Here is a 21,086-nt window from a genome sequence, read left to right on the forward strand (position 1 = left end):
TACTTAAAGCGGCAAGGGAGTTGCTTCTCAGTCGACTGTCTGCACCAGTCGGAACGTCAGGAGCAGCTTTCCCTGACCGTTGCAGCAGACAGGGAAAGCCCGGCATCGGAGGCACCATGCGGCCGAAAAACGGCTGCTTGAGACGTGTCAATCCTGTTCGACGATCATTTTCATTTTCATAAGGCGCTTGCGCTTTTCATATGGGGTGTGGATATGAAGCAGAATCAAATGGATAAGAAATTTTTCCTTGTGAGGGAAGATGTCTTGCCGGAAGCAATGAAGAAAACGCTTGAAGCAAAAGAGATGATCGAACGAGGGAAAGCGGATTCTGTATGGGACGCGGTCCAGCGAGTCGATCTCAGCAGAAGCGCATTTTACAAATACCGCGATACTGTCTTTCCATTCCATACTGTGGTGAAGGAACGGATCATCACGCTTTTCTTCCAGCTTGAGGACAGGTCCGGTACATTATCGGAACTGCTGGCCACTGTTGCCTATTCCGGCTGCAATGTGCTTACTATCCACCAGACAATCCCATTGCAGGGCAGGGCAAATGTGACCTTAAGCTTGAATGTGACGGAAATGAAAGTGGAGATGGATGAATTGCTTGGAAAACTAAGAAGGCTCGAATTCGTTGAAAAGGTGGAAGTGCTTGGATCGGGTGCCTGATGATTTTCCAGTGATCATTAGAGAGAAAAATGCGGTTGGCTGAAGGGGAGGATTTAGCTTGAAAATAGGATTTCTTGGTCCAAACGGGACTTTTACCGATCTGGCTGCCCGCCATCTGTTCAAGGATGAAGAAAGGATTCCTTATGTAAGCATACCGGCTTGCATGGACGCGGCAGCGGAGGGTGAGATCGATGCGGCGATCGTTCCGCTTGAGAATTCGATTGAAGGATCTGTGAACATTACGATTGATTATTTAGTCCACGAAGCCGTACTGGAAATAGCAAGTGAAGCAGTTGTCCCAATCAAGCAGCACTTACTTGTCCATCCGGAAAATATGGACTCCTGGCAGGAAGCTGAACTGATATGCAGTCATTCCCACGCACTCGCACAATGCCATAAATTTTTGCACAAACACTTTAAGACGGTACCAGTTGAAAGTATGGCTTCAACTGCAGCCGCAGCAAAATATGTGAAGGATCATCCTGGCGTGAAGGCGGCTGCGATCGCCAACAGCCTGGCAGCTGATGAGTACGGGCTTGCAAAGGCAGTCGAGGATATCCATGATTTCGGTTATAACCATACCGTTTTTGCCATCCTTACAAGGCCGGGCAGGGAGTTAAGTTTTGGGAATTCCGAGGAATATAAAACGACGTTGATGATCACGCTTCCTTCAGACCGTGCTGGCGCGCTCCATCAGGTACTATCGGCTTTTTCCTGGAGAAAGCTTAATCTTTCCAAAATAGAATCAAGACCGATGAAGACTGGACTGGGTAAATATTTCTTCATCATCGATATTAACTTCAAATTGGATGAGGTACTTATCCCAGGCGCTATTGCGGAACTGGAGGCGCTAGGGTGCAGCGTAACACTTCTCGGCAGCTACCCAACATATCATATTTAAAAACAGGATCCATCGCATGATGGATCCTGTTTTATTCGTACCTGAGAAAGTAAAGGGCGGACGTTTCCGCCATACTGACTGGGAAGAAGGATAAAGAGCCGGGAATTTTTGATAGGATCGTTCCGGAACTGACCGCTTGCCTTTTGCGTGCCACTCGCAAAACCTTCAGGTTCCCTTATTTATCGTTATCGACGAGGAAGTTTGCTTTCCTTAATGCTTCTTCCGCTTCATCCAGCACTCTTTCCGATGAAGCTGAAAGGGTGTGCAGGTGGATGCCATCAGTAAGCTCTGATAGGTAGGCAGCGTTGGTGGAGCGGATTTTTTCCATGAACTTTTTTACTTCATAGCGGTTCGATACCATGATCGAAGCAGTCAGGTCGCCATAAACCGGATGTTCGATCTTTACGTCCATGACCGTGGCTCCATGGTCGACTAGAAGATTCAATTCTTCTTCCGTCTCTTCAGGTGCATGGGCACACGCAATCGTTCTCTGGGCTCCTGCAGGATTGGACGAATACATATACAGGTACCCCTGACTGGTAGCGATGATCGGTTCGTTCCTCGCTTTCAAAAGCGTAATATCACCGACAATCACCTGTCTGCTGACATTTGTTTCAGAAGCCAGCTCGCTGCCAGTAATCGGTTCTTTACTCTCCCGGAGACGCTTCAAGATATAGGATCTCCGTTCATCCCCGAGAATTTTAGTGGGTTCGCTCATAAATCCGATCCTCTCCTTATAACTCTTCATTCGCAAATTCTATCATAAAAACGAATAAAAGTTAAACAGCAGGATGGGGCAACCGAAGTTCGGAAAGCGTGATGGCAAGGTTTCTGGCATCCTCCATGCTTGTTTCTTTTCCGAAAGAAATCCTGATAAATTCTTTCGCCTCCTTTCCTTGGATTCCCATTGCCATCATCGTATTAGAAGGTTCATGCATCCCGGTATGGCAGGCTGTCCCCGTAGAAATGGCGAACCCCTTACGGTTACATTCCAGGAGGATGTACTGGCCTTCGATTCCCTTGAGAGATAGTCCGACAATCCCTGGCAGCTGGCCGCTGCCTTCCGATCCGAAAAAATTTACCCTTGCATCAGATATTGTTTCAATGAGTGAGTTTCGCATTGTTTCCATCCGCCTAGCTTCCTCATGCATGTTCTGAACGGATTTTTGCGCGGCGACAGTCATGGCAGCGATTCCTGGTATATTGACAGTCCCAGGCCGAAACCCTTTTTCATGGACGGTTCCTGGTAAAAATGGACTCCAAGCGAGCATTGGGTTTACATAAGCAACTCCAGTTCCTTTCGGCCCGTAAAATTTATGGCCAGAAATCGACAGCGCGTCAACAGACCTGGCAATTTGGCCGAGTGGAACCTTTCCGAAGGTCTGGACGCAATCTGAATGGAGCAGGATATTCTCACTGCGGCAAAACGAACTGATTTCCGCAATTGGCTGGATGGTCCCGATTTCCGGATTCCCATGCTGGATGGTGATGAGGATTGTGTCAATGCGTACGGCATCGATTACGCTGACAAGTTCGATTTGCCCGTTCCTGTTCATAGGAAGGTAAGTGATCTCCCAGCCTTCCATTTCTAATTTTTTCATCAGATTCAGGATTGACGAATGCTCGGCTGCACTTGTAATGATATGTTTTCCCGCTTTTTTGGCGGCTGGAAGAAGAGCCATGATTCCAAGGAAGTTCGCTTCAGAGCCTCCACTTGTAAAATAAACTCCCGCCTTTTCTATCCCCAGCATCCTGGCGAAATCTTCCCGGCAGCTCTCCAAAATGTTTGCTGCAATGCTTCCTGCATCATGGAGACTATGGCTGTTTCCATAGTATTTAGTAGCTGTTTTGATATACACCTCAGCAGCCTCCTGATCGAGCGGTGTAGTAGCTGCGTAATCAAAATACTTCATCGGCTGCCTCCTCTTTTTAAAATTTGTCGGTTTAAAAAGTTCTTGTCAACAGTGTAGAACTATGTAAACATATATGTCAAGACACCTGTTAACCCGAGAGGTGACAAAGCCATGAAACAGGCTGAAGTATTATCTATCGGCGATGGTGCTGCAGGGCGAACACAGCCGGATCATGCCCAAACGGGGATTTGGAAAGGCGAAATGGGAACCATGCAGTGCGGATCTTCCCTAAGTTGAGTTTCCGTCGTTGTTTTCAAATTGATTTAGAATATTTGAAGCTGAGAAAGCAAATCTTTCTTCATATTCACCGATAAGGGAATTTCTGTGTCCGCTTTCCGACCGTCAGCCAGCTTTGCTTGGATAATGGAATCGGTAAAAAACATCATCCACAACAGGAAGAAAATAAAGGGTGGGACAAATGAATACAATCAAACTGCGTTTGTTACTAGAACAGTTTTTTCTTGAAGATCTTGGAGACCGTGATGTTACGAGTGATCTTATTTTCTCTGAAAATGATAAAGGTATTCTCACGCTGATTGCCAAGGAAGAGGGCATTTTTTGCGGTGAAGAAGTAATCGCTGCTGGCTTTAAGCTGATGGATGAAGAAAGCAATGTGGAAATGGCAGTGAGAGATGGAGAAAAAGTGGCTATGGGCCAAGAACTTGGCTTGGTTTCGGGGAAGGTTTCTGGCCTGCTGAAAGCAGAGAGGGTTGTTCTAAATCTTGTCCAGCGAATGAGCGGAATCGCGACAATGACAAATAGAGCAATTATCGCCATAGGAGGCGGAAAAACAAAAATTTGCGATACGCGCAAAACGACACCAGGATTGAGGATGCTGGAAAAATACGCTGTCCGCTGTGGGGGCGGATATAACCATCGTTATGGACTATATGATGCAGTCATGCTCAAAGACAACCATATTTCTTTTGCGGGATCAATTGCGGAGGCTATCCAGAAGGTGAAATCCCAGCTTGGCCATATGGTGAAAATCGAGGTGGAAATTGAAACAAAAGAACAGTTGGCAGAAGCAATCGAAGCGAAAGTGGATGTCATCATGTTCGACAACAGGACACCCGAAGAAATAAAAGACTGGATTACCTTTGTACCTTCAGGTATCATGACCGAGGCTTCGGGAGGAATCACTCTTGAAAACCTTGCAGGCTACAGGGATTGCGGTGTCGATTTCATTTCCCTCGGTTTTCTTACCCATTCCGTAAAAACATTGGATATCAGCGCAAAAATCCTTGCAAAATAGAAAGGAGATAAACAATGAACCTTTTGGAAGCACTTGAATCAAAAGCGATGCTCCTTCCGGGAAAATATCGGGAAATGCCGGTCGAAGAGCTGGAGGAGCGGATCAGCGCCATAAAGAAAAAGTTAGGCAGAAAACTTTTCATTCCCGGGCATCACTATCAAAAGAATGAAGTCATCCAGTTCGCGGATGCGACAGGTGATTCGCTTAAGCTTGCCCAGTTAGCGGCCGAGAACCGTGAAGCCGAGCACATCGTATTCTGCGGTGTCCACTTCATGGCGGAAACGGCGGATATTCTAACGGATGAAAATCAAAAAGTCTATTTGCCGGATATGAGGGCGGGCTGTTCGATGGCAGACATGGCAGATATCCAGCAAACAGAACGATGCTGGGAACTCCTTCAACGGGAGTTCGGCGATACGATCATGCCATTGACCTATGTGAATTCGACAGCAGCCATAAAAGCCTTTGTCGGGGCAAATGGAGGAGCGACAGTCACCTCCTCGAACGCTGAGAAATTGGTGAGATGGGCTTTTACCAAAAAAGACAGGCTGCTATTCTTACCGGATCAGCATCTTGGAAGGAATACAGCTTTCAATATAGGCATCAGCCTCGATGAAATGGCGGTCTACAATCCAGTCACCAATATGCTTGAGTTCGATGGGCCACTTGATAAAGTGAAAGTCATCCTCTGGAAGGGGCACTGCTCTGTCCATGAAAATTTCACTGTCGAAAACGTCTCAGAGGTTCGAAGCAAATACCCTGGGATGAAAATCATTGTCCATCCTGAATGCAGGCACGAGGTTGTGGAGCTTTCGGATGAAGCAGGTTCCACAAATTACATTATTGAGGCCATCAAGGCTGCATCACCAGGTTCCGGATGGGCCGTCGGAACGGAAATGAACCTTGTGAACCGTTTGATTTCACAGCATCCTGACAAACATATCATTTCACTCAACTCACATATGTGCCCCTGTTTGACCATGAACAGGATCGATATCCAGCACCTTGCCTGGTGCCTTGATTCGATTATGGATGGCCATGACCGCAATATTATTTCAGTTGACGGCCAAACAGCCCAAAATGCCAGGCTTGCTCTTGAAAGGATGCTTGGCCAAACGTGACCTTCAAGAATCCTCCTCTATCCATCAGAGGAGGATTTTTTTATATTGGAAAAGCTTAATCTTTCTTATTGGAACATAATTATATAAAGAAAAGCATAAGTTTTTTTGAAGATTGATGGCAATTTGCCCACACCCACATACAATATATGGACTTATGCCATAGTAGGAGGGAATCAGAGTGAAAATCCATATCGTACAGAAAGGGGATACTCTTTGGAAGATCGCCAAGAAGTACGGCGTGAACTTTGAAGAGCTGAAAAAGATGAATTCCCAGCTCAGCAACCCTGATTTGATTATGCCCGGTATGAAAATAAAAGTTCCGACTGGCGGAGGGACCATAAAGAAAGAAGCCCCTCAGGGAAAAATCAATTTGGGTGGTAAAAAGGAAATGCCGATTACTGAACATCCTTTTGCCAAAGAGAAGCCTAAGCCTCTTCCTGAAAAGGAAGCAGTAGCGCCTAAACAGGAAGCGCCAAAACCGGTGCCTGTACAGGAGCAGCCTAAAAAAACAATGCCAAAACAAGAAATGCCAAAACCGGTTAAGAAGGAAGAGGCTGTCAAGCCATACACTCCTAAAATGCCGAAACCTATCATGCCAGAAATCGACATCCATAATTATTATATGATGAACATGGCGAACATGCAGCAGCCAGCCCAAACCCCGCCTAAGCCAAAGCTCCCGCCTAAACCAGACAATATCTTCCCGGAAATCAAACCAGTGAAGCCGGAAGTGAAACCCGAGGCCAAACAGCAAACAAAATCACAGGCAAAAGCCGAAATAAAACCTAAATCGGAAATCAAATCCGATATAAAAATCGAGAAAAATGATTTCATGGAAGAGTCGCCATCCATGATTCCATTTATCCAAGGAGGTTACCATCAGCCCATGATACCTTATCCTCACAATTGTTATCCAGGTGTTCCTGCCATGCCAGGATCGGTTTATCCTGGCGGACAGCAGATGATGCCATACCCTCAAGTACAAGGTGCAATGGATTTCCCAGGCCAATATCCGGGCATGATCCACGGAATGAGTGAAATGGAATCCTCATCCTACGCCCAGCAAATGCATGCCCCATTAAGTCCAGCAATGGGTGAAAACATGCCAGCGAATATCCAGCCACAGGTCTCGCCGGAAATGACAGGTCCCACTTATTATGGAGTTCCAATCTCTCCAGTATTGCCAGGGTCGGGCTATTGCCCTCCAATGGGGCATATGCCATACAGCCACCATCAGCAGCAAATGGGTTATATGCCTCAGGCAGGCGGCATGATGGACAATAAAATGCCGCAAGTAGGCGGGATGATGGAGGATGAATCATCAGAAATGATGCCGCAGATGCCGCAGATGCCGCAGATGCCTCATGTGGGGGGCATGATGGAAAATATGCCGCAGATGCCTCATGTGGGGGGCATGATGGAAAATATGCCGCAGATGCCGCATGTCGGGGGCATGGCAGGAAATATGCCGCAAATGCCGCATGTCGGTGGCATGATGGAAAACATGCCGCAGATGCCGCATGTCGGGGGCATGGCAGGAAATATGCCGCAAATGCCGCATGTCGGTGGCATGATGGAAAACATGCCGCAGATGCCGCATGTCGGTGGCATGGCAGGAAATATGCCGCAAATGCCGCATGTCGGTGGGATGATGGAAAACATGCCGCAGATGCCTCATATGGGGGCAATGGCAGGAAATATGCCGCAGATGCCCCATGTCGGTGGGATGATGGGGAAAATGCCGCATGTCGGGGGCATGACAGAAAATATGCCGCATATGCAATATGTGGGAGGTATGCAGCAGCCTCCGATCATGCCGATGCAACCTGTTCAGGGTATGGGCACAGGATGCGGCTGCGGTGGACCAATGGGTCCGATGTGGGGCCATCATTGGGGCGTTCCATACGGATGGAGGGATCCGGCATTCCAGAATTCTCTGAATTTTGGTTATCAACAGCAGTTCTTGAACCCGTATGGTCCTCCAGGTGAAGATCTGCCAGGCTACAATGATGAGAGCAATGAATATTAACTTCATTAAAAGCGGAGACGATTTGTTCCAAAATCGTCTCTTCGTTTATTTATCAAAGGAACTTGACAGGAAAATTGATCAAATCGTTCCACTGAGAGAAAATGTCTTCTTGATTCATGCCGGATGTTCACGCTTTGTCTTGAAAGGCTTCCGTGATTTGCGGAAGCTTAAGGTACAGGAAGCTTTTACCTTTTCTCTTCATCATTCAGGCTTCAGGAAAACTTATCGCTTCTATCCAATCGGGAAAATATTGTATTTTCGTGGTATGTACTATGGCTGTATAGAATTTATTGAACCCGATATCATTTCCTTCCATTATTCATGTGAAACTGACAGGCTTGAGGGGGTAAACCTGTTGGATAATTTCCATGCCATCTCGAAACGGCTTGCCCCGGCTTATGATTCTTTGCTGCCGAAGGCGGATACAGTAGGGAAATGGAAAGAACGGAAAGAAGAATTTGTCGCTAACAAAGAAACCATCCAACGTTTTGCCGGCAAGAAAATCTTCGCTGAATACGAGAGATGGGGCGATTCAGCACTGGCTGGATTAATGAATAACGAACGAAAGATTGATGAAAAAGAAACGACTGTGCTGCATGGGGATGTGGCGCACCATAATTTTTTGCGGGCTACTACTGGGGAACTTTACCTAATTGATTTTGATTTGATCAGCATTGGTTCACCTTTTCATGATTTGCTACAATATGCTAATCGAATTCTGCCGTTCATCAGCTGGAAACTGGAATCGCTGGAAGAACTCGGGACTTTTGTGCATTGGTTGGAGAATGATGCTTTTTTGTATGGGCTTCTATATCCTTCCGATGTATTCAGGGAATGGAACAGGGCGCTTCGAGGGAACAGGAATTTGGATGAACATACGATCACAAGACTTGTCGAGCTGACTGTAGGCCAATTTCAGCAGAGAAAGCAATTCATTGAAAATGTGAAGTCATTCGTCGAATAACTGTGCGGAAGATTGGGCTTATCTGTCAGAATGAAAAAATAACTCCAACCGCAAGCTATTAAAGAGCATCCAAAATGCTCAAACAGCTACGGATGGGGGTCTTGCATTGGATAAAAAATTTTTGATGCTTCCCTTTGCTTCTATCCTGGTCGCTGCTATGGCCGGCTGCACAGGCAACCAGGGAGCGGAACAGCCTTTGGGTTATTATTCGAATGATAAAGGAAATGAAGTGGACGTCATGGATGATCGGGAAGGCCCTGTTACCGAAATGATGGATCACTCATTCGGGAAGGAAGCCCGTGTTTCCGAGGAGCGCAAGAGAGCGATGCTCCAGTCACGAGATGAAAATGGAAACCCGCCAAATCCAACAGTACCAAGGTCAGATCATGACCATAATTTTTTTCAGCGTGATAATCGATACAGCCGCGGAGATGTCAATTATCACGGCCATTTGAATGAGAACAGGGACAATCCCAGGATTTACAAAAATACAGAGGAAGACAAGCAAGACGCCAAAAGGGTAGAACAGGCAGTAGAAGCAATCGATAATGTCGATAAGGTCCGTTCAGTCATGTACGGGCGGGAAGTGGAAATTGCCGTGGACCTGAAAGATAAGTCCCTTGAAAAAAAGACCAAAAAGGAAATCGAAAAGGCGGTTACGCCGATGATTGAAGGCAGGGAACTGCGAATTTCCACTGATGAAGGCACATTCAGCCGATCAAGGGATATTGATTATAACAGGAAGAATGGCAATCCGCGAGAAAGCATCAATCTAAACGGGAAATAAAGGCAAAGCACCGGCTTTGCCTTTATTTTTTCATGTGCTGAAGGAAGCACGGACAAGGAGTTGCGTGTCCGCTCCGTGCAAACCCACCATGATCAGCCAATCAATCTGAGGGCCAAAGAGCAGCTTTTCATACAGACTGTAGCCGGTACTGTCATCATACTTAAACAGTTTCTAATTTTCCACTGTATCAGGCTTATTTGCGCCATCATAAATCGAAGGATAAATAAGATTATTTTGGCTAAACTATGAATGTATAAGACATGGCTGGCAAGGGTTAGCCGTGTTTGAAAAGGAGAGGTGGACAGCGATGGGTTCAATGCAACGATCGTTTTCAATCAGCATGGCAGCACTGTTGCTTATAAGTGTTTTTAGCTTTTGGCTGGCAAGGAACACAGAACCTGCTTTTGCTGAGAAGCCTGAAGGGAACGTCCAGGAAATCAATGAACCTCTTGAGATCACCATCACTTTACAAAGGGCGTACCTCGATGGTGAAATGAGTGAGGAAAAAGTCAAAGAAAAGATTTGGTCGATGGAAGATTTTTGGGCAAAATATGACGATTGGCAGCTTGTTGATCTGGATAACGGGAAAGCAGTATTCAGGATGGAGATTGATGATATTTCCCCACTGCTCAAGGGTAATGGCTATTTTGGGCTGTCGCAAGAAGGAGTTTTGACGATTTTCAACGGAAGGCCGGATCGTTCGAATATCATTCAGTCATTCTTCCAAATCGATCTCGGAAGGCTGGAGAGCATCAAACGCGACCAGCTGGAAAAGGGAATCAAGATTAAAGATAAAAAACGTTACGAACAAGTTCTTGAAACGTTTAAACCATATACTTTGCAGGAGCAATGAACGAGAGCCGGGAACTCCGGCTCTTGTTTTTGCCAAAAAATGATCATACGTTCGCTTTTTTGCAACATTTTCTTCGTGCCAGTAAAAATTGTATGTTAAAATGAGGTACAGCAAAGCAGAGGAGCGAGAAGATCATTGTTTGAATTTATTAAAGGCACGGTCGACTTTGTTGGTCCTGAATATGTCGTCATAGAAAATAATGGGATAGGATATAAGATATTGACGCCGAATCCGTTTCTATTCTCAAAGGAAACAGGAAAAGTAATACGTGTCTATACATACCATTATGTACGAGAAGATATCATTTCCCTTTATGGTTTCATGACAAGGGAGGAAAAAGCTCTCTTCACGAGGCTGCTGAATGTTTCGGGAATCGGCCCGAAAGGCGCTTTGGCGATTCTGGCCTCAGGTGAGCCGGAGCAGGTCGTCCAGGCAATCGAAAATGAAGACGAAGCATTCCTTGTTAAGTTTCCTGGTGTCGGTAAAAAGACAGCAAGGCAAATGATTCTAGATTTAAAAGGGAAACTGCACGATCTTGTGCCTGATTTTTTCCCGGATTTGTTCAATGCGAATGAATCAGCTGCAGCTGATTCCGTGGATTTCGATGAAGCGCTTCAGGCTCTTCAGGCGCTTGGCTATTCAGAAAAAGAAATCCGCAAGATTACCCCGGAGCTGAGGAAAGAAAAGCTCTCCACCGAGCAGTATATAAAAAAGGCGCTTCAAAAGCTTTTAAAATAGTAAGGTCGATACTTTTAAATTCGAGATTCCTCCACACTCCTGGCGCAAGTGCCGCTCTAGGGGGACCAGAAGGCGCGAATAACATCTGGTTAAAGCCGGGCTGCATGGGAGAACTGATGCCCGAAGAGGAAATAAACAGGCATATGCAGATATCTAGGGGAAATCGTACCTGACTGATGGAGTTAGAATAACAAGATGGATAAAGGGTGATATACAGATGGAAGAACGCATCATTTCCAGTGAAGCGGGCGATCAGGATCTTTCATTTGAACAAAGCCTGCGTCCCCGGACGCTCAAGCAATATATTGGCCAGGATAAGGTGAAAGCCAATCTGGAAGTGTTCATCGAGGCAGCGAGGATGAGGCGGGAAACGCTTGACCATGTGCTGCTTTATGGTCCGCCTGGTTTAGGGAAAACGACGCTGGCAGCCATCATCGCAAATGAAATGGGCGTCCATATGCGGACGACTTCAGGGCCGGCAATTGAAAGGCCGGGGGATTTGGCAGCCATCCTTACGGCACTTGAGCCTGGCGACGTGCTGTTCATTGATGAAATCCACCGGCTCCCTAGAACAATCGAGGAAGTCCTTTATCCTGCGATGGAGGATTTTTGCCTAGATATTGTCATCGGGAAGGGGCCGAGCGCTCGTTCAGTCCGGCTGGATTTGCCGCCATTCACGCTGGTGGGGGCAACGACACGGGCGGGTTCACTGTCTGCTCCGTTAAGGGACAGGTTTGGAGTCCTGAGCAGATTGGAATACTATAATGAAAGCCAGTTGACCGAAATCATCGCAAGGACAGCTGATTTGCTTGAAACAGAGATTGATTGGCTTGCGGCCCAGGAACTTGCAAGAAGGTCAAGGGGGACGCCAAGGATCGCCAATCGCCTGCTCAAGCGTGTCCGGGATTTTGCCCAGGTGCGCGGCAATGGGGCAGTAGAGGAATCCATGGCAAAGGAAGCCTTGGAATTGATGCAGGTCGACCGTTTAGGCCTGGATCATATTGACCATAAATTATTGAAGGCCATTATTGAAAAATTCCGGGGCGGTCCAGTTGGCCTAGATACGATCGCAGCAACGATCGGGGAAGAATCGCAGACGATCGAAGATGTTTATGAGCCTTACTTACTTCAGATTGGATTCCTTCAGAGGACTCCGAGGGGAAGGGTGGCGACTCCGGCCGTTTATAAGCATTTCAAAATGGAGGTGCCTGCAGAATGACAGGTGCGGCAAAGTTCGTGATGATCGCGGGGGTCATCATTTTTGTAATCGGATTTATCATGCAATTTGTCAACTTGGGAAGGCTCCCCGGTGATGTGATCATCAAAAAAGGAAACACTACGTTTTATTTTCCGATTGTCACGTCCATTGTTATCAGCATTGTCCTGTCGGCAATCTTTTATTTTATTGGACGGCTTCGGTGATAAATAAAAATTTGATTTTTTAAGGGTGACATCATGAAAGTAGAATTATTTGATTTCCATCTGCCGGAGGAGCTGATTGCCCAGACTCCGCTCGAGAATCGGTCCGAAAGCAGGTTGATGGTGCTCGATAAGCAATCCGGAAGGGTCGAGCATACTGTTTTTAAGAATATAAAGGAGTATCTGAATCCCGGAGACTGCCTTGTCTTGAATGATACAAGAGTTCTTCCCGCCAGGCTGTTTGGGCTTAAGGAAGACACAGGGGCAAAAATCGAAGTCCTCCTTTTGAAACAATTGGAGGGCGATGAATGGGAAACACTCGTCAAACCCGCCAAACGTGTAAAAACGGGTACAAAAATCACTTTCGGAGGCGGCCTCCTGACAGCGGTCTGTACAGGCGAAGCGGATCATGGAGGAAGGAATCTGACATTCTCGTACGAGGGTATCTTTTACGAAGTGCTTGACCAGCTTGGTGAAATGCCGCTCCCTCCATATATCAAGGAGCAGCTGGAGGATAAAGACCGCTACCAGACTGTTTTTGCCAGAGAGCGGGGCTCTGCCGCAGCCCCGACAGCAGGCTTGCACTTCACGGAAGAATTGCTTGGGGAGATCAAGGATATGGGTGTCCACCTGGCCTTCATCACGCTCCATGTGGGGCTTGGCACGTTCAGGCCTGTCAATGTTGAATCGGTCGATGAACATGAAATGCATTCGGAATTCTATCAGGTCACCGAAGGAACCGCTCTGCTCCTGAATTCCATCCGAGGACAGGGAGGAAGGATCATTACAGTCGGGACTACTTCCACAAGGACGCTCGAAACCATTGCATCTGCCAATGATGGCCTATTTGCCGCGGAAAGTGGATGGACAGATATATTCATCTATCCAGGATATGAATTCAAGGCAATAGACGGGATGATCACGAATTTCCACCTGCCGAAATCAACATTGATCATGCTGGTAAGCGCCCTGGCAGGAAGGGAAATTGTCCTGAACGCTTATAATGAAGCGGTAGCACAGAAGTATCGCTTCTTCAGCTTTGGGGATGCGATGCTGATCCTTTGACAGCAGAGATTTTAACGATGGAAGGGAGCTAATGACAATTGTCAGCAATCCGTTATGAATTAATCAAGACCTGCAAGCAGACAGGAGCCAGGCTGGGTAGGGTGCATACGCCTCATGGATCGTTTGAAACACCAGTTTTCATGCCAGTAGGGACACTTGCAACTGTAAAAACGATGTCCCCGGAGGAACTGGTCGAGATGGGGGCAGGAATCATCCTGAGCAATACTTATCACCTATGGTTGCGTCCTGGCCATGAAATCGTCAGGGAAGCCGGGGGACTCCATAAGTTCATGAATTGGAATCGCGCAATTCTCACTGATTCGGGAGGCTTCCAGGTATTTTCCTTAAGTGAATTCCGGAAAATCGAAGAAGAAGGTGTCCACTTCCGTAACCACCTGAACGGGGATAAGCTGTTCCTTTCACCTGAAAAAGCGATGGAAATCCAGAATGCCCTCGGTTCGGATATCATGATGGCATTCGATGAGTGCCCTCCATATCCAGCTGAATATGACTATATGAAAAAGTCTGTGGAGCGTACTTCGCGCTGGGCCGAACGCTGCCTTGCCGCTCATGCCCGGCCGGGGGACCAGGGACTGTTTGGAATCGTCCAGGGGGGTGAGTACGAGGACCTTAGAAAGCAAAGTGCGAAGGACCTTGTATCAATGGATTTCCCTGGTTATGCGGTTGGAGGATTGTCGGTCGGTGAACCGAAGGACGTCATGAACAGGGTGCTTGAATTTACGACACCTTGGCTGCCTGCGGATAAGCCAAGATATTTGATGGGGGTTGGTTCACCTGACTCCTTGATTGATGGCGCAATCCGGGGTATCGACATGTTCGACTGCGTCCTGCCAACGAGAATTGCCCGAAACGGTACATTGATGACTAGCCAGGGCCGTCTCGTTGTGAAGAATGCCCAATTTGCCCGTGACTTTGGGCCGCTAGATCCGAACTGTGATTGCTATACTTGCCGGAATTACAGCCGAGCGTATATCCGCCATTTGATAAAAACAGATGAAACCTTTGGAATCAGGTTAACTTCTTACCATAACTTATATTTTCTGATAAACTTAATGGAGCAGGTCAGACAGGCTATCCGCGAAGATCGCCTTGGTGACTTCAGGGAAGAATTTTTTGAGCAGTATGGTTTCAATAAGCCAAATGCGAAAAACTTCTGATAATCTTGCTATCAAAACGTGAAAGGAGGGGAAAAGGATGGAAGGTTTAATAGGTACAGTGTTTCCGCTGCTGCTGATGTTTGTATTGTTTTACTTTTTGCTGATCCGCCCTCAACAAAAGAGGCAAAAAGCGGTCCAGCAAATGCAAAGCGACTTGCAAAAGGGCGATAAGGTAGTGACAATCGGCGGTCTCCATGGAATCGTCGATGCGCTTGACGAAGGGACAGTTGTCATCAAATGCGGCGATGGAAGCCGGCTTACATATGATCGCGCTGCTATCCGCGATGTAGTCGAATCTGCAGGCGACTCACTCATGAAGTAACAGAAAAAGAAGCGGGATATTTTCCGCTTCTTTTTTATGCTTTAAGAAAGCATAAATTGTCTGTAAAAGTAACTCACCCCAATTGGGATTGTAGGAATGAACTGTAAGTGCAACTGTGCCTCTGTTTTTGCCGTAAGGACTGCCAGTCGCGAATTTTCCTTATGCGTTTTTTGTGCCGCCGGCAATATTCACTCCAAGGATTCCTCCCATCATCGCTGTTAGGATATAACATACATGGTAGATGACCTGCTCGATAGAGAATGTATGGTCATAGCCGAGGAACTGGAACAGGAAAATAATCAGAGTATAGAAAAGTCCTGTTGCCCCTCCAATTAGCCAGCCTTTTTGCTTTCCTTTCCCCCCAGTGATGAACCCCCCGACAAAAATGGATAAGAATGAAATGGTACTCATGACATACTGCAGTGAGGATTCCTGTAATGATGTGAACCTCAATAGAAGAGAAAATATCAAACTGCTGACGATCGCCAACGCAAATATTGCCATGACACCATAAAGAATGGACTTTCCCAAATTACGTGATTCCATTAACCCTTCTCCCCTCTCACTAAATGATCCCTTCGCCGGGAAATCCCTAGTACAAGCATATTCATGCCCTTTTTAAAATAGAATCCATTTTTGGCTGATTAAATAAATTGGAAAAAAAACGGTGTATTTTTTTCTTCCATGGTTGAAGACTATGAGAGATTGAGTACAGAAGGGCGTGGGTTTTCTTGGAAGATTATCTGGTGATTTTGTCAAGGACATTGTTGTTGTATGTTGTCATCCTGGTGATTTTCAGGTTGATGGGAAAAAGGGAGATTGGCGAGCTAAGCATCCTTGATTTGGTCGTGTACATCATGATTGCCGAGATTGCCGCTTTGGCCATCGAAAATACGAAAGCACCGTTCATCAATACACTTCTTCCAATCGTTGTCCTGGCAATCGTGCAAATTTCGCTGGCAATGCTGTCATTGAAAAGCAAAAAGTTCCGTGACCTTGTGGATGGACAGCCGACAGTGATCATCAATAACGGAAAGATCGATGAAAGGGCAATGAAAGCGCAGCGTTATAATTTTGATGATTTACTCCTTCAGTTAAGGGAAAAGGATGTGGGGAATATTGCGGATGTCGAGTTTGCGATCCTGGAGCCTTCAGGAAAACTGTCCATTTTCCAAAAAAACAAGAGTGGCCGGCAGGATGAAGGTATCCTGGCGCTTCCGCTTATTATTGACGGGAACATCCAGGAGGAAAACTTGAAGCGGATCAATAAGACAATCCCATGGATACAAAAAGAACTAAAATCAAAAGGATATCCCGATATTAACAGAATTTCTTTTTGCAGCTATGATAATGGGGAATTTTTCATAGACATGAAAGATCAGTAAAAAACGTGGAATGCTCCACGTTTTTTTACATGATTGGTTTCCTGAAAACTGATTTAAGGATGGCGGATATCCTTAGGAATTCTTGCTTCCTGACCAGGCCGGTTACTAGGGACAGCAATAAATAGACTGTGGATATTGCCGCAATGGAAATCAGGACCTTAAAAGCCAAGGATTGGTCATTGCCGACCCTGTCCCAAAAAAGGAAGCCGAACGAGCCGGACAGGACGATGACTGCGAAGGTTTTAAGATAGTCTTTAACATAAAAAGTAAAGGAAATGGCTTTCAGCATCGTGGCAAAATGCAGCATCGTGACAAGGACAATACCTGTGACAATTCCAAGGGCAGCTCCGTTTATTCCAAAGGCCGGCTGGCTCGCCAACAGGAAGATGACGGTGATTTTCGCAATATTTCCAATCAGGCTGTTTACCATGGCTGCCCTTGCGAGGTCAAGTGCCTGGAGTACTGCCTGCAGCGGGCCCTGGAAATAATAAAACAGGAAGAAGGGAGCCATCAGCTTCAAGAAATATGCTCCGTTGGAGGTGCCGTACATCAGGCTCATCAATGGCTCTGCCAGGACATACAAGATAACGACTGAAAGGCCGCCTGTCAACAGGGAGAATCGGAGTGATTGCTGCAAAAGGTGCTCGATCACTTTTCCATTTTTTATTGAATTTGCTTCACTTATCGCCGGGACAAGCGAAGTAGATAGGGAGTATGTGATAAAGGAAGGCAGCATCAGCAACGGCATCGCAAACCCGGTAAGGGCACCATATTGCTTTGTTGCAGCAACGGCAGCCACGCCAGCGAGCGCAAGGCTGTGGGCGACGACAATCGGTTCGAAAAACCATGATACCGATCCAATCAGCCTGGAACCTGTTGTTGGCAGGGCAATGCCCATCAGCTCATTGAAGGTTGACTTGCCTGAATGGACGTATTGGAAAAAATTTTTCCGCAGCCTGAATTTTTTCTTAAGCTTGAAGGTTGCGATTAAATACGCCAGTGAAACGAGTTCGCCAATCACGGATGCAACCATCGCTCCGGCTGCTGCGTATTCAATCCCATATGGCAGGAATGTTTTCGTAAGGATAGCGATAAGCGTGATTCTTGCAAGCTGCTCAATAACCTGTGATATAGCTGAGGGCTTCATGTTCTGCCGCCCTTGGAAATAGCCGCGCAAAACGGAAGAAACGGCGACGATTGGAACGATTGGCGCAATAGCGAGAAGTGGCAAGTGAGTCCTTGGGTCTGTGAATAATGTCTTTGACAGATAAGGAGCAAGCAGCAGAAGGGCTGGAGTGAAAATAATGGATAAAGAAATAGTCGTTGCCAGAGATACGACAAGGATTTTCTTGATTTTAGCAAAATCACCCTTCGCTTCAGCTTCGGCGATATTTTTTGAAATCGCCACCGGCAGCCCCAATTGAGTGATTGTCACGACGAGAATCAGGGTAGGAAACGCCATCATATATAAACCGACACCCTCTTCACCAATGAAACGGGCAATGACAATCCGGTTTATGAAACCCAGTATCCTGGTGACAAGACCGGCTAACAGCAAAATAAATGTACCTTTTAAAAACTTCGACATTCGTCTCCCTGCCTTCTCAAAAAAGCTTATTTCATATACAATTAACTATATGCTTGAAAGTGGACAAAGCATGACAGGTTAAGCAATTTTATCCGGCATGAAAAATGGACAGGGGGGATAGCAAATGGAGAGAAGCCATCAGTATGGACGCTTTTATGAGGAAATCAAACCGGCTTTAAAGAGCAAGCTGGAGGAATTCAGGCTATTTGGGTACGAACGGGTGACGGAGAAGGAGCTTTGGGATTACCTGACAAAGAAAAAGTGGAAGAAAGTAAAAGAAGACATCCATCTATATGAAGTTGTCGCCGATGTTCTCTCGGTCCAGGCTGGGGAATTGATGAATCATGCAACGGTTGAAGCTTTCAAATTGGGAGATTTTTCGTTAGAAGATGAAGAAGAAAGACAAAAATTGCTCAAATAAGTGAAATTGACAGTTATTTCATTCTGTTACATAATGATAATGCTATCGAATTCATAGTTTTTATGCCTGGCAGCATGATTTTTTCGTGCCCTATTTAAGGAGGATTTGTACATAATGGTAAAACGCAGCCGCATCGTGGCCTTCTTTTTGCTGATCTTGCTGATCGGAAGCGCCATGGGTGCAACGACCCAGAATATCCTGAACAATATCAAACTTGGTCTTGACCTGCAGGGGGGATTCGAGGTCCTGTATGAAGTCAGCCCCTTGAAGAAAGACCAGAAGATTGACAAAAAAACATTGAAAAGTACCGCCGAGGCACTCGAGCGAAGGGTTAATGTCCTTGGTGTCAGTGAACCGAACATCCAGATAGAAGGTGACAATCGGATCAGGGTACAGCTTGCCGGGGTAAAGGACCAGAACAAGGCCAGGGAAATCCTGTCCACTGAAGCGAACCTTACCTTCCGTGATGTCAATGACCGCGTGATGATGGATGGCAGTGACCTTGCGGAAAATGGCGCGAAGCAGAGCTTCGACCAGAATAACAAGCCGAATGTATCAATCACATTGAAGGATGGAGATAAATTCGGGGAAGTGACCAAGGAAATCCTGAGCATGGCCCCGGATAACCAGCTTGTCATCTGGCTGGATTTCGAGGAAGGGAAGGATTCCTACAAAGAGGAACGGATGAAGGAAGATCCGAAGTTTATTTCCAACCCGAATGTTGACCAGATTCTCAACCAGAAGAATGTCCAGATTACGGGAAACTTCACGATTGAAGAAGCCCAGCAGCTTGCATCACTTTTGAATGCCGGGTCGCTTCCGGTCAAGTTGGACGAAGCTTATTCCACATCCGTAGGAGCCAAGTTCGGTGAACAGGCGCTCGATGAAACGATTTTTGCCGGGATTGTTGGCGTGTTGGCCGTATTCGCCTTCATGATTTTCTATTATCGCTTGCCTGGAATCATTGCAACGGTTACCCTATCGATTTATATTTATCTCATCCTGCTGATTTTTGATTGGATGAATGGGGTATTGACACTCCCTGGCATCGCAGCGCTCATCCTTGGTGTCGGCATGGCGGTCGATGCCAATATCATCACGTACGAGCGGATCAAAGAGGAGCTGAAGGTTGGAAGGAATATCAAGGCTGCTTTCGACGCCGGCAGCAAAGGATCGCTATCGACCATCCTTGACGCGAACTTAACGACCATACTAGCGGCAATCGTACTATTTTTATATGGCACAAGCTCAGTGAAAGGCTTCGCGACCATGCTGATCATCAGTATCCTCGCCAGCTTCATCACTGCTGTCTTTGGCTCACGCTTTTTCCTTGGCTTATGGGTGAACAGCGGCCTGTTCAAGAACAAGCCAGGATGGTTCGGCGTTAAAAAGGAAGATGTCCACAATATTGCCGAAGGGCTTGATCCATTGGATCTTGCTACGAAGTTCGATCGTTTCGATTTCATTAAGCATCGGAACAAGTTTTTTGTTGCTTCAGGTATACTTATTGGAGCTGGACTGATCGTCCTCCTCATTTTCCGTCTGAATCTTGGCATTGATTTCTCGAGCGGTACCAGGGTGGAAATCATGTCGGATAAGACGCTAAAAGCCGAGCAAATAAAAGAAGAACTTAAAGCAGTCAACTTGGACACCGATGATATCGTCATCTCTGGGGAAAATGGCGAAATCGGCGTGGCTAGATTCAAGGGTGTTCTAAGCAAGAATGAGATTTCAGAACTCAAATCCCACTTCAAAGAGGAATTCGGTGCCGAACCGAACGTAGGTACCGTTTCACCAACAATCGGAAAAGAACTGGCAAAGAACGCGATGATTGCATTGCTGATTGCTTCGATCGGAATCATCATCTATGTCACGATCCGTTTTGAAATATACATGGCATTGGCAGCGATCATTTCGCTTCTGCATGACGCTTTTTTCATTATCGTTCTTTTCAGTATTACGAGGCTTGAGGTGGACATCACCTTCATTGCGGCGATTTTGACGATTGTTGGTTATTCCATCAACGATACAATCGTTACCTTCGATAGGATGCGTGAAAACATGGCGAAGAAGCGCCGTCTGAAGACTTCTGCGGATATTGCTGACGTCGTGAATTCATCCCTTCGCCAAACGCTGGGACGTTCAGTGAATACCGTACTAACAGTTATTATCACGGTAGCCGCACTTCTTGTTTTTGGCAGCGATTCGATTTGGAACTTTTCTTTCGCGCTGCTTGTCGGTTTGATTTCCGGAACTTATTCTTCCGTCTTCATCGCAGCACAGCTGTGGTATGTGTGGAAGAATAAGGAACTTAAGAAAAAGGGAACAATCAAGACATACAAAGAAAAGAAGGTTTATTCGGACGAACCTCAAGTATAGGTTTTTTTGCGGAATACCACGGTGGAATCCGTGGTATTTTTCTTGATGCGGTTAAGAGATCCCCTCTTCAGGACAAAATAAAAGATAAGCATTTCTTGA

At 46.3% G+C, this 21,086-nt stretch carries 21 protein-coding genes; 17 read left to right on the forward strand and 4 right to left on the reverse strand.

Going from position 1 to position 21,086, the window contains the following annotated elements; translation table 11 throughout:
• The first annotated feature begins 213 nt into the window (after positions 1–213).
• Together JJQ88_RS14500 and pheA are read left to right on the forward strand one after the other, a co-directional pair.
• A complete protein-coding gene (locus JJQ88_RS14500) occupies positions 214–669 on the forward strand; it encodes an ACT domain-containing protein (protein WP_210366761.1) in 456 nt (151 codons plus the stop codon).
• Positions 670–727: 58 nt separating this feature from the next.
• Complete coding sequence (gene pheA, locus JJQ88_RS14505) at positions 728–1,570, forward strand: prephenate dehydratase (protein ID WP_210366762.1); 843 nt, start codon at positions 728–730, stop codon at positions 1,568–1,570.
• 175 nt (positions 1,571–1,745) lie between these two features.
• Here the strand turns inward: pheA and JJQ88_RS14510 are convergent, their stop codons facing one another.
• Positions 1,746–2,288, reverse strand: a complete 543-nt coding sequence (locus tag JJQ88_RS14510; protein WP_210366763.1) for a transcription repressor NadR — start codon at positions 2,286–2,288, stop codon at positions 1,746–1,748.
• 61 nt (positions 2,289–2,349) lie between these two features.
• Positions 2,350–3,483 (reverse strand): IscS subfamily cysteine desulfurase, encoded by a 1,134-nt coding sequence (locus tag JJQ88_RS14515; RefSeq protein ID WP_210366764.1) that lies wholly within the window; start codon positions 3,481–3,483, stop codon positions 2,350–2,352.
• A gap of 418 nt (positions 3,484–3,901) precedes the next feature.
• On the opposite strand from JJQ88_RS14515, the gene nadC reads away from it, so the two are divergent.
• From nadC to yajC, 12 genes are all read left to right on the forward strand, one after another.
• Positions 3,902–4,738 (forward strand): carboxylating nicotinate-nucleotide diphosphorylase, encoded by an 837-nt coding sequence (nadC, locus tag JJQ88_RS14520; protein ID WP_210366765.1) that lies wholly within the window; start codon positions 3,902–3,904, stop codon positions 4,736–4,738.
• A 14-nt stretch (positions 4,739–4,752) separates the two neighbouring features.
• Positions 4,753–5,859 carry a quinolinate synthase NadA gene (gene nadA, locus JJQ88_RS14525; RefSeq protein ID WP_210366766.1) on the forward strand — a complete coding sequence of 369 codons (1,107 nt, stop codon included), beginning with the start codon at positions 4,753–4,755 and terminating at the stop codon, positions 5,857–5,859.
• A gap of 178 nt (positions 5,860–6,037) precedes the next feature.
• Entirely contained in the window at positions 6,038–7,888 is a 1,851-nt protein-coding gene (safA, locus tag JJQ88_RS14530; protein WP_349237141.1) for a SafA/ExsA family spore coat assembly protein, read from the forward strand.
• Entirely contained in the window at positions 7,878–8,852 is a 975-nt protein-coding gene (locus JJQ88_RS14535; protein ID WP_210366767.1) for a phosphotransferase, read from the forward strand. The genes safA and JJQ88_RS14535 overlap by 11 nt, the downstream gene beginning before the upstream one ends.
• A 106-nt stretch (positions 8,853–8,958) precedes the next feature.
• Positions 8,959–9,639: a YhcN/YlaJ family sporulation lipoprotein gene (locus JJQ88_RS14540; RefSeq protein WP_210366768.1), complete on the forward strand. Its 681-nt coding sequence runs from the start codon at positions 8,959–8,961 to the stop codon at positions 9,637–9,639.
• Positions 9,640–9,946: 307 nt separating this feature from the next.
• Entirely contained in the window at positions 9,947–10,492 is a 546-nt protein-coding gene (locus tag JJQ88_RS14545; protein ID WP_246861198.1) for an intercompartmental signaling factor BofC, read from the forward strand.
• Between the two features lie 135 nt (positions 10,493–10,627).
• Positions 10,628–11,230, forward strand: coding sequence for a Holliday junction branch migration protein RuvA (gene ruvA / locus JJQ88_RS14550; RefSeq protein ID WP_210366769.1), 603 nt, complete (start codon positions 10,628–10,630; stop codon positions 11,228–11,230).
• A gap of 217 nt (positions 11,231–11,447) precedes the next feature.
• On the forward strand, positions 11,448–12,449 hold the full coding sequence (gene ruvB, locus JJQ88_RS14555; protein ID WP_210366770.1) for a Holliday junction branch migration DNA helicase RuvB: 1,002 nt from the start codon (positions 11,448–11,450) through the stop codon (positions 12,447–12,449).
• A complete protein-coding gene (locus tag JJQ88_RS14560; protein ID WP_210366771.1) occupies positions 12,446–12,652 on the forward strand; it encodes a DUF2905 domain-containing protein in 207 nt (68 codons plus the stop codon). The genes ruvB and JJQ88_RS14560 overlap by 4 nt, the downstream gene beginning before the upstream one ends.
• A 33-nt stretch (positions 12,653–12,685) precedes the next feature.
• A complete protein-coding gene (gene queA / locus JJQ88_RS14565) occupies positions 12,686–13,714 on the forward strand; it encodes a tRNA preQ1(34) S-adenosylmethionine ribosyltransferase-isomerase QueA (protein WP_210366772.1) in 1,029 nt (342 codons plus the stop codon).
• A gap of 38 nt (positions 13,715–13,752) precedes the next feature.
• Entirely contained in the window at positions 13,753–14,892 is a 1,140-nt protein-coding gene (gene tgt / locus JJQ88_RS14570) for a tRNA guanosine(34) transglycosylase Tgt (protein WP_210366773.1), read from the forward strand.
• Positions 14,893–14,929: 37 nt separating this feature from the next.
• Positions 14,930–15,214, forward strand: a complete 285-nt coding sequence (yajC, locus tag JJQ88_RS14575) for a preprotein translocase subunit YajC (RefSeq protein WP_210366774.1) — start codon at positions 14,930–14,932, stop codon at positions 15,212–15,214.
• 159 nt (positions 15,215–15,373) lie between these two features.
• Here yajC and JJQ88_RS14580 read toward each other — a convergent pair whose 3' ends face one another.
• On the reverse strand, positions 15,374–15,760 hold the full coding sequence (locus tag JJQ88_RS14580) for a TIGR04086 family membrane protein (protein ID WP_210366775.1): 387 nt from the start codon (positions 15,758–15,760) through the stop codon (positions 15,374–15,376).
• A gap of 185 nt (positions 15,761–15,945) precedes the next feature.
• Between JJQ88_RS14580 and JJQ88_RS14585 the strand changes: the two genes are divergently transcribed.
• Complete coding sequence (locus JJQ88_RS14585; protein ID WP_210366776.1) at positions 15,946–16,599, forward strand: DUF421 domain-containing protein; 654 nt, start codon at positions 15,946–15,948, stop codon at positions 16,597–16,599.
• Between the two features lie 25 nt (positions 16,600–16,624).
• On the opposite strand, the gene spoVB is transcribed toward JJQ88_RS14585, so the two are convergent.
• On the reverse strand, positions 16,625–18,187 hold the full coding sequence (gene spoVB, locus JJQ88_RS14590) for a stage V sporulation protein B (protein ID WP_210366777.1): 1,563 nt from the start codon (positions 18,185–18,187) through the stop codon (positions 16,625–16,627).
• A 124-nt stretch (positions 18,188–18,311) separates the two neighbouring features.
• Between spoVB and JJQ88_RS14595 the strand changes: the two genes are divergently transcribed.
• Positions 18,312–18,608 carry a post-transcriptional regulator gene (locus JJQ88_RS14595; protein WP_210366778.1) on the forward strand — a complete coding sequence of 99 codons (297 nt, stop codon included), beginning with the start codon at positions 18,312–18,314 and terminating at the stop codon, positions 18,606–18,608.
• Between the two features lie 114 nt (positions 18,609–18,722).
• Complete coding sequence (gene secDF, locus JJQ88_RS14600) at positions 18,723–20,987, forward strand: protein translocase subunit SecDF (RefSeq protein WP_210366779.1); 2,265 nt, start codon at positions 18,723–18,725, stop codon at positions 20,985–20,987.
• The last annotated feature ends 99 nt before the right edge of the window (positions 20,988–21,086 follow it).

This window comes from Bacillus sp. REN3 (genome assembly GCF_017912555.1).
GTDB lineage: Bacteria > Bacillota > Bacilli > Bacillales > Cytobacillaceae > Mesobacillus.

Excerpts from the sequence above, each read along its gene's own strand:
- JJQ88_RS14500 (WP_210366761.1), top strand. The coding sequence starts at position 214 with ATGAAGCAGAATCAAATGGATAAGAAATTTTTCCTTGTGAGGGAAGAT.
- JJQ88_RS14510 (WP_210366763.1), bottom strand. The coding sequence starts at position 2,288 with ATGAGCGAACCCACTAAAATTCTCGGGGATGAACGGAGATCCTATATC.
- JJQ88_RS14515 (WP_210366764.1), bottom strand. The coding sequence starts at position 3,483 with ATGAAGTATTTTGATTACGCAGCTACTACACCGCTCGATCAGGAGGCT.
- nadC (WP_210366765.1), top strand. The coding sequence starts at position 3,902 with ATGAATACAATCAAACTGCGTTTGTTACTAGAACAGTTTTTTCTTGAA.
- nadA (WP_210366766.1), top strand. The coding sequence starts at position 4,753 with ATGAACCTTTTGGAAGCACTTGAATCAAAAGCGATGCTCCTTCCGGGA.
- JJQ88_RS14535 (WP_210366767.1), top strand. The coding sequence starts at position 7,878 with ATGAATATTAACTTCATTAAAAGCGGAGACGATTTGTTCCAAAATCGT.
- JJQ88_RS14545 (WP_246861198.1), top strand. The coding sequence starts at position 9,947 with ATGGGTTCAATGCAACGATCGTTTTCAATCAGCATGGCAGCACTGTTG.
- ruvB (WP_210366770.1), top strand. The coding sequence starts at position 11,448 with ATGGAAGAACGCATCATTTCCAGTGAAGCGGGCGATCAGGATCTTTCA.
- JJQ88_RS14560 (WP_210366771.1), top strand. The coding sequence starts at position 12,446 with ATGACAGGTGCGGCAAAGTTCGTGATGATCGCGGGGGTCATCATTTTT.
- queA (WP_210366772.1), top strand. The coding sequence starts at position 12,686 with ATGAAAGTAGAATTATTTGATTTCCATCTGCCGGAGGAGCTGATTGCC.
- yajC (WP_210366774.1), top strand. The coding sequence starts at position 14,930 with ATGGAAGGTTTAATAGGTACAGTGTTTCCGCTGCTGCTGATGTTTGTA.
- JJQ88_RS14580 (WP_210366775.1), bottom strand. The coding sequence starts at position 15,760 with ATGGAATCACGTAATTTGGGAAAGTCCATTCTTTATGGTGTCATGGCA.
- spoVB (WP_210366777.1), bottom strand. The coding sequence starts at position 18,187 with ATGTCGAAGTTTTTAAAAGGTACATTTATTTTGCTGTTAGCCGGTCTT.
- JJQ88_RS14595 (WP_210366778.1), top strand. The coding sequence starts at position 18,312 with ATGGAGAGAAGCCATCAGTATGGACGCTTTTATGAGGAAATCAAACCG.
- secDF (WP_210366779.1), top strand. The coding sequence starts at position 18,723 with ATGGTAAAACGCAGCCGCATCGTGGCCTTCTTTTTGCTGATCTTGCTG.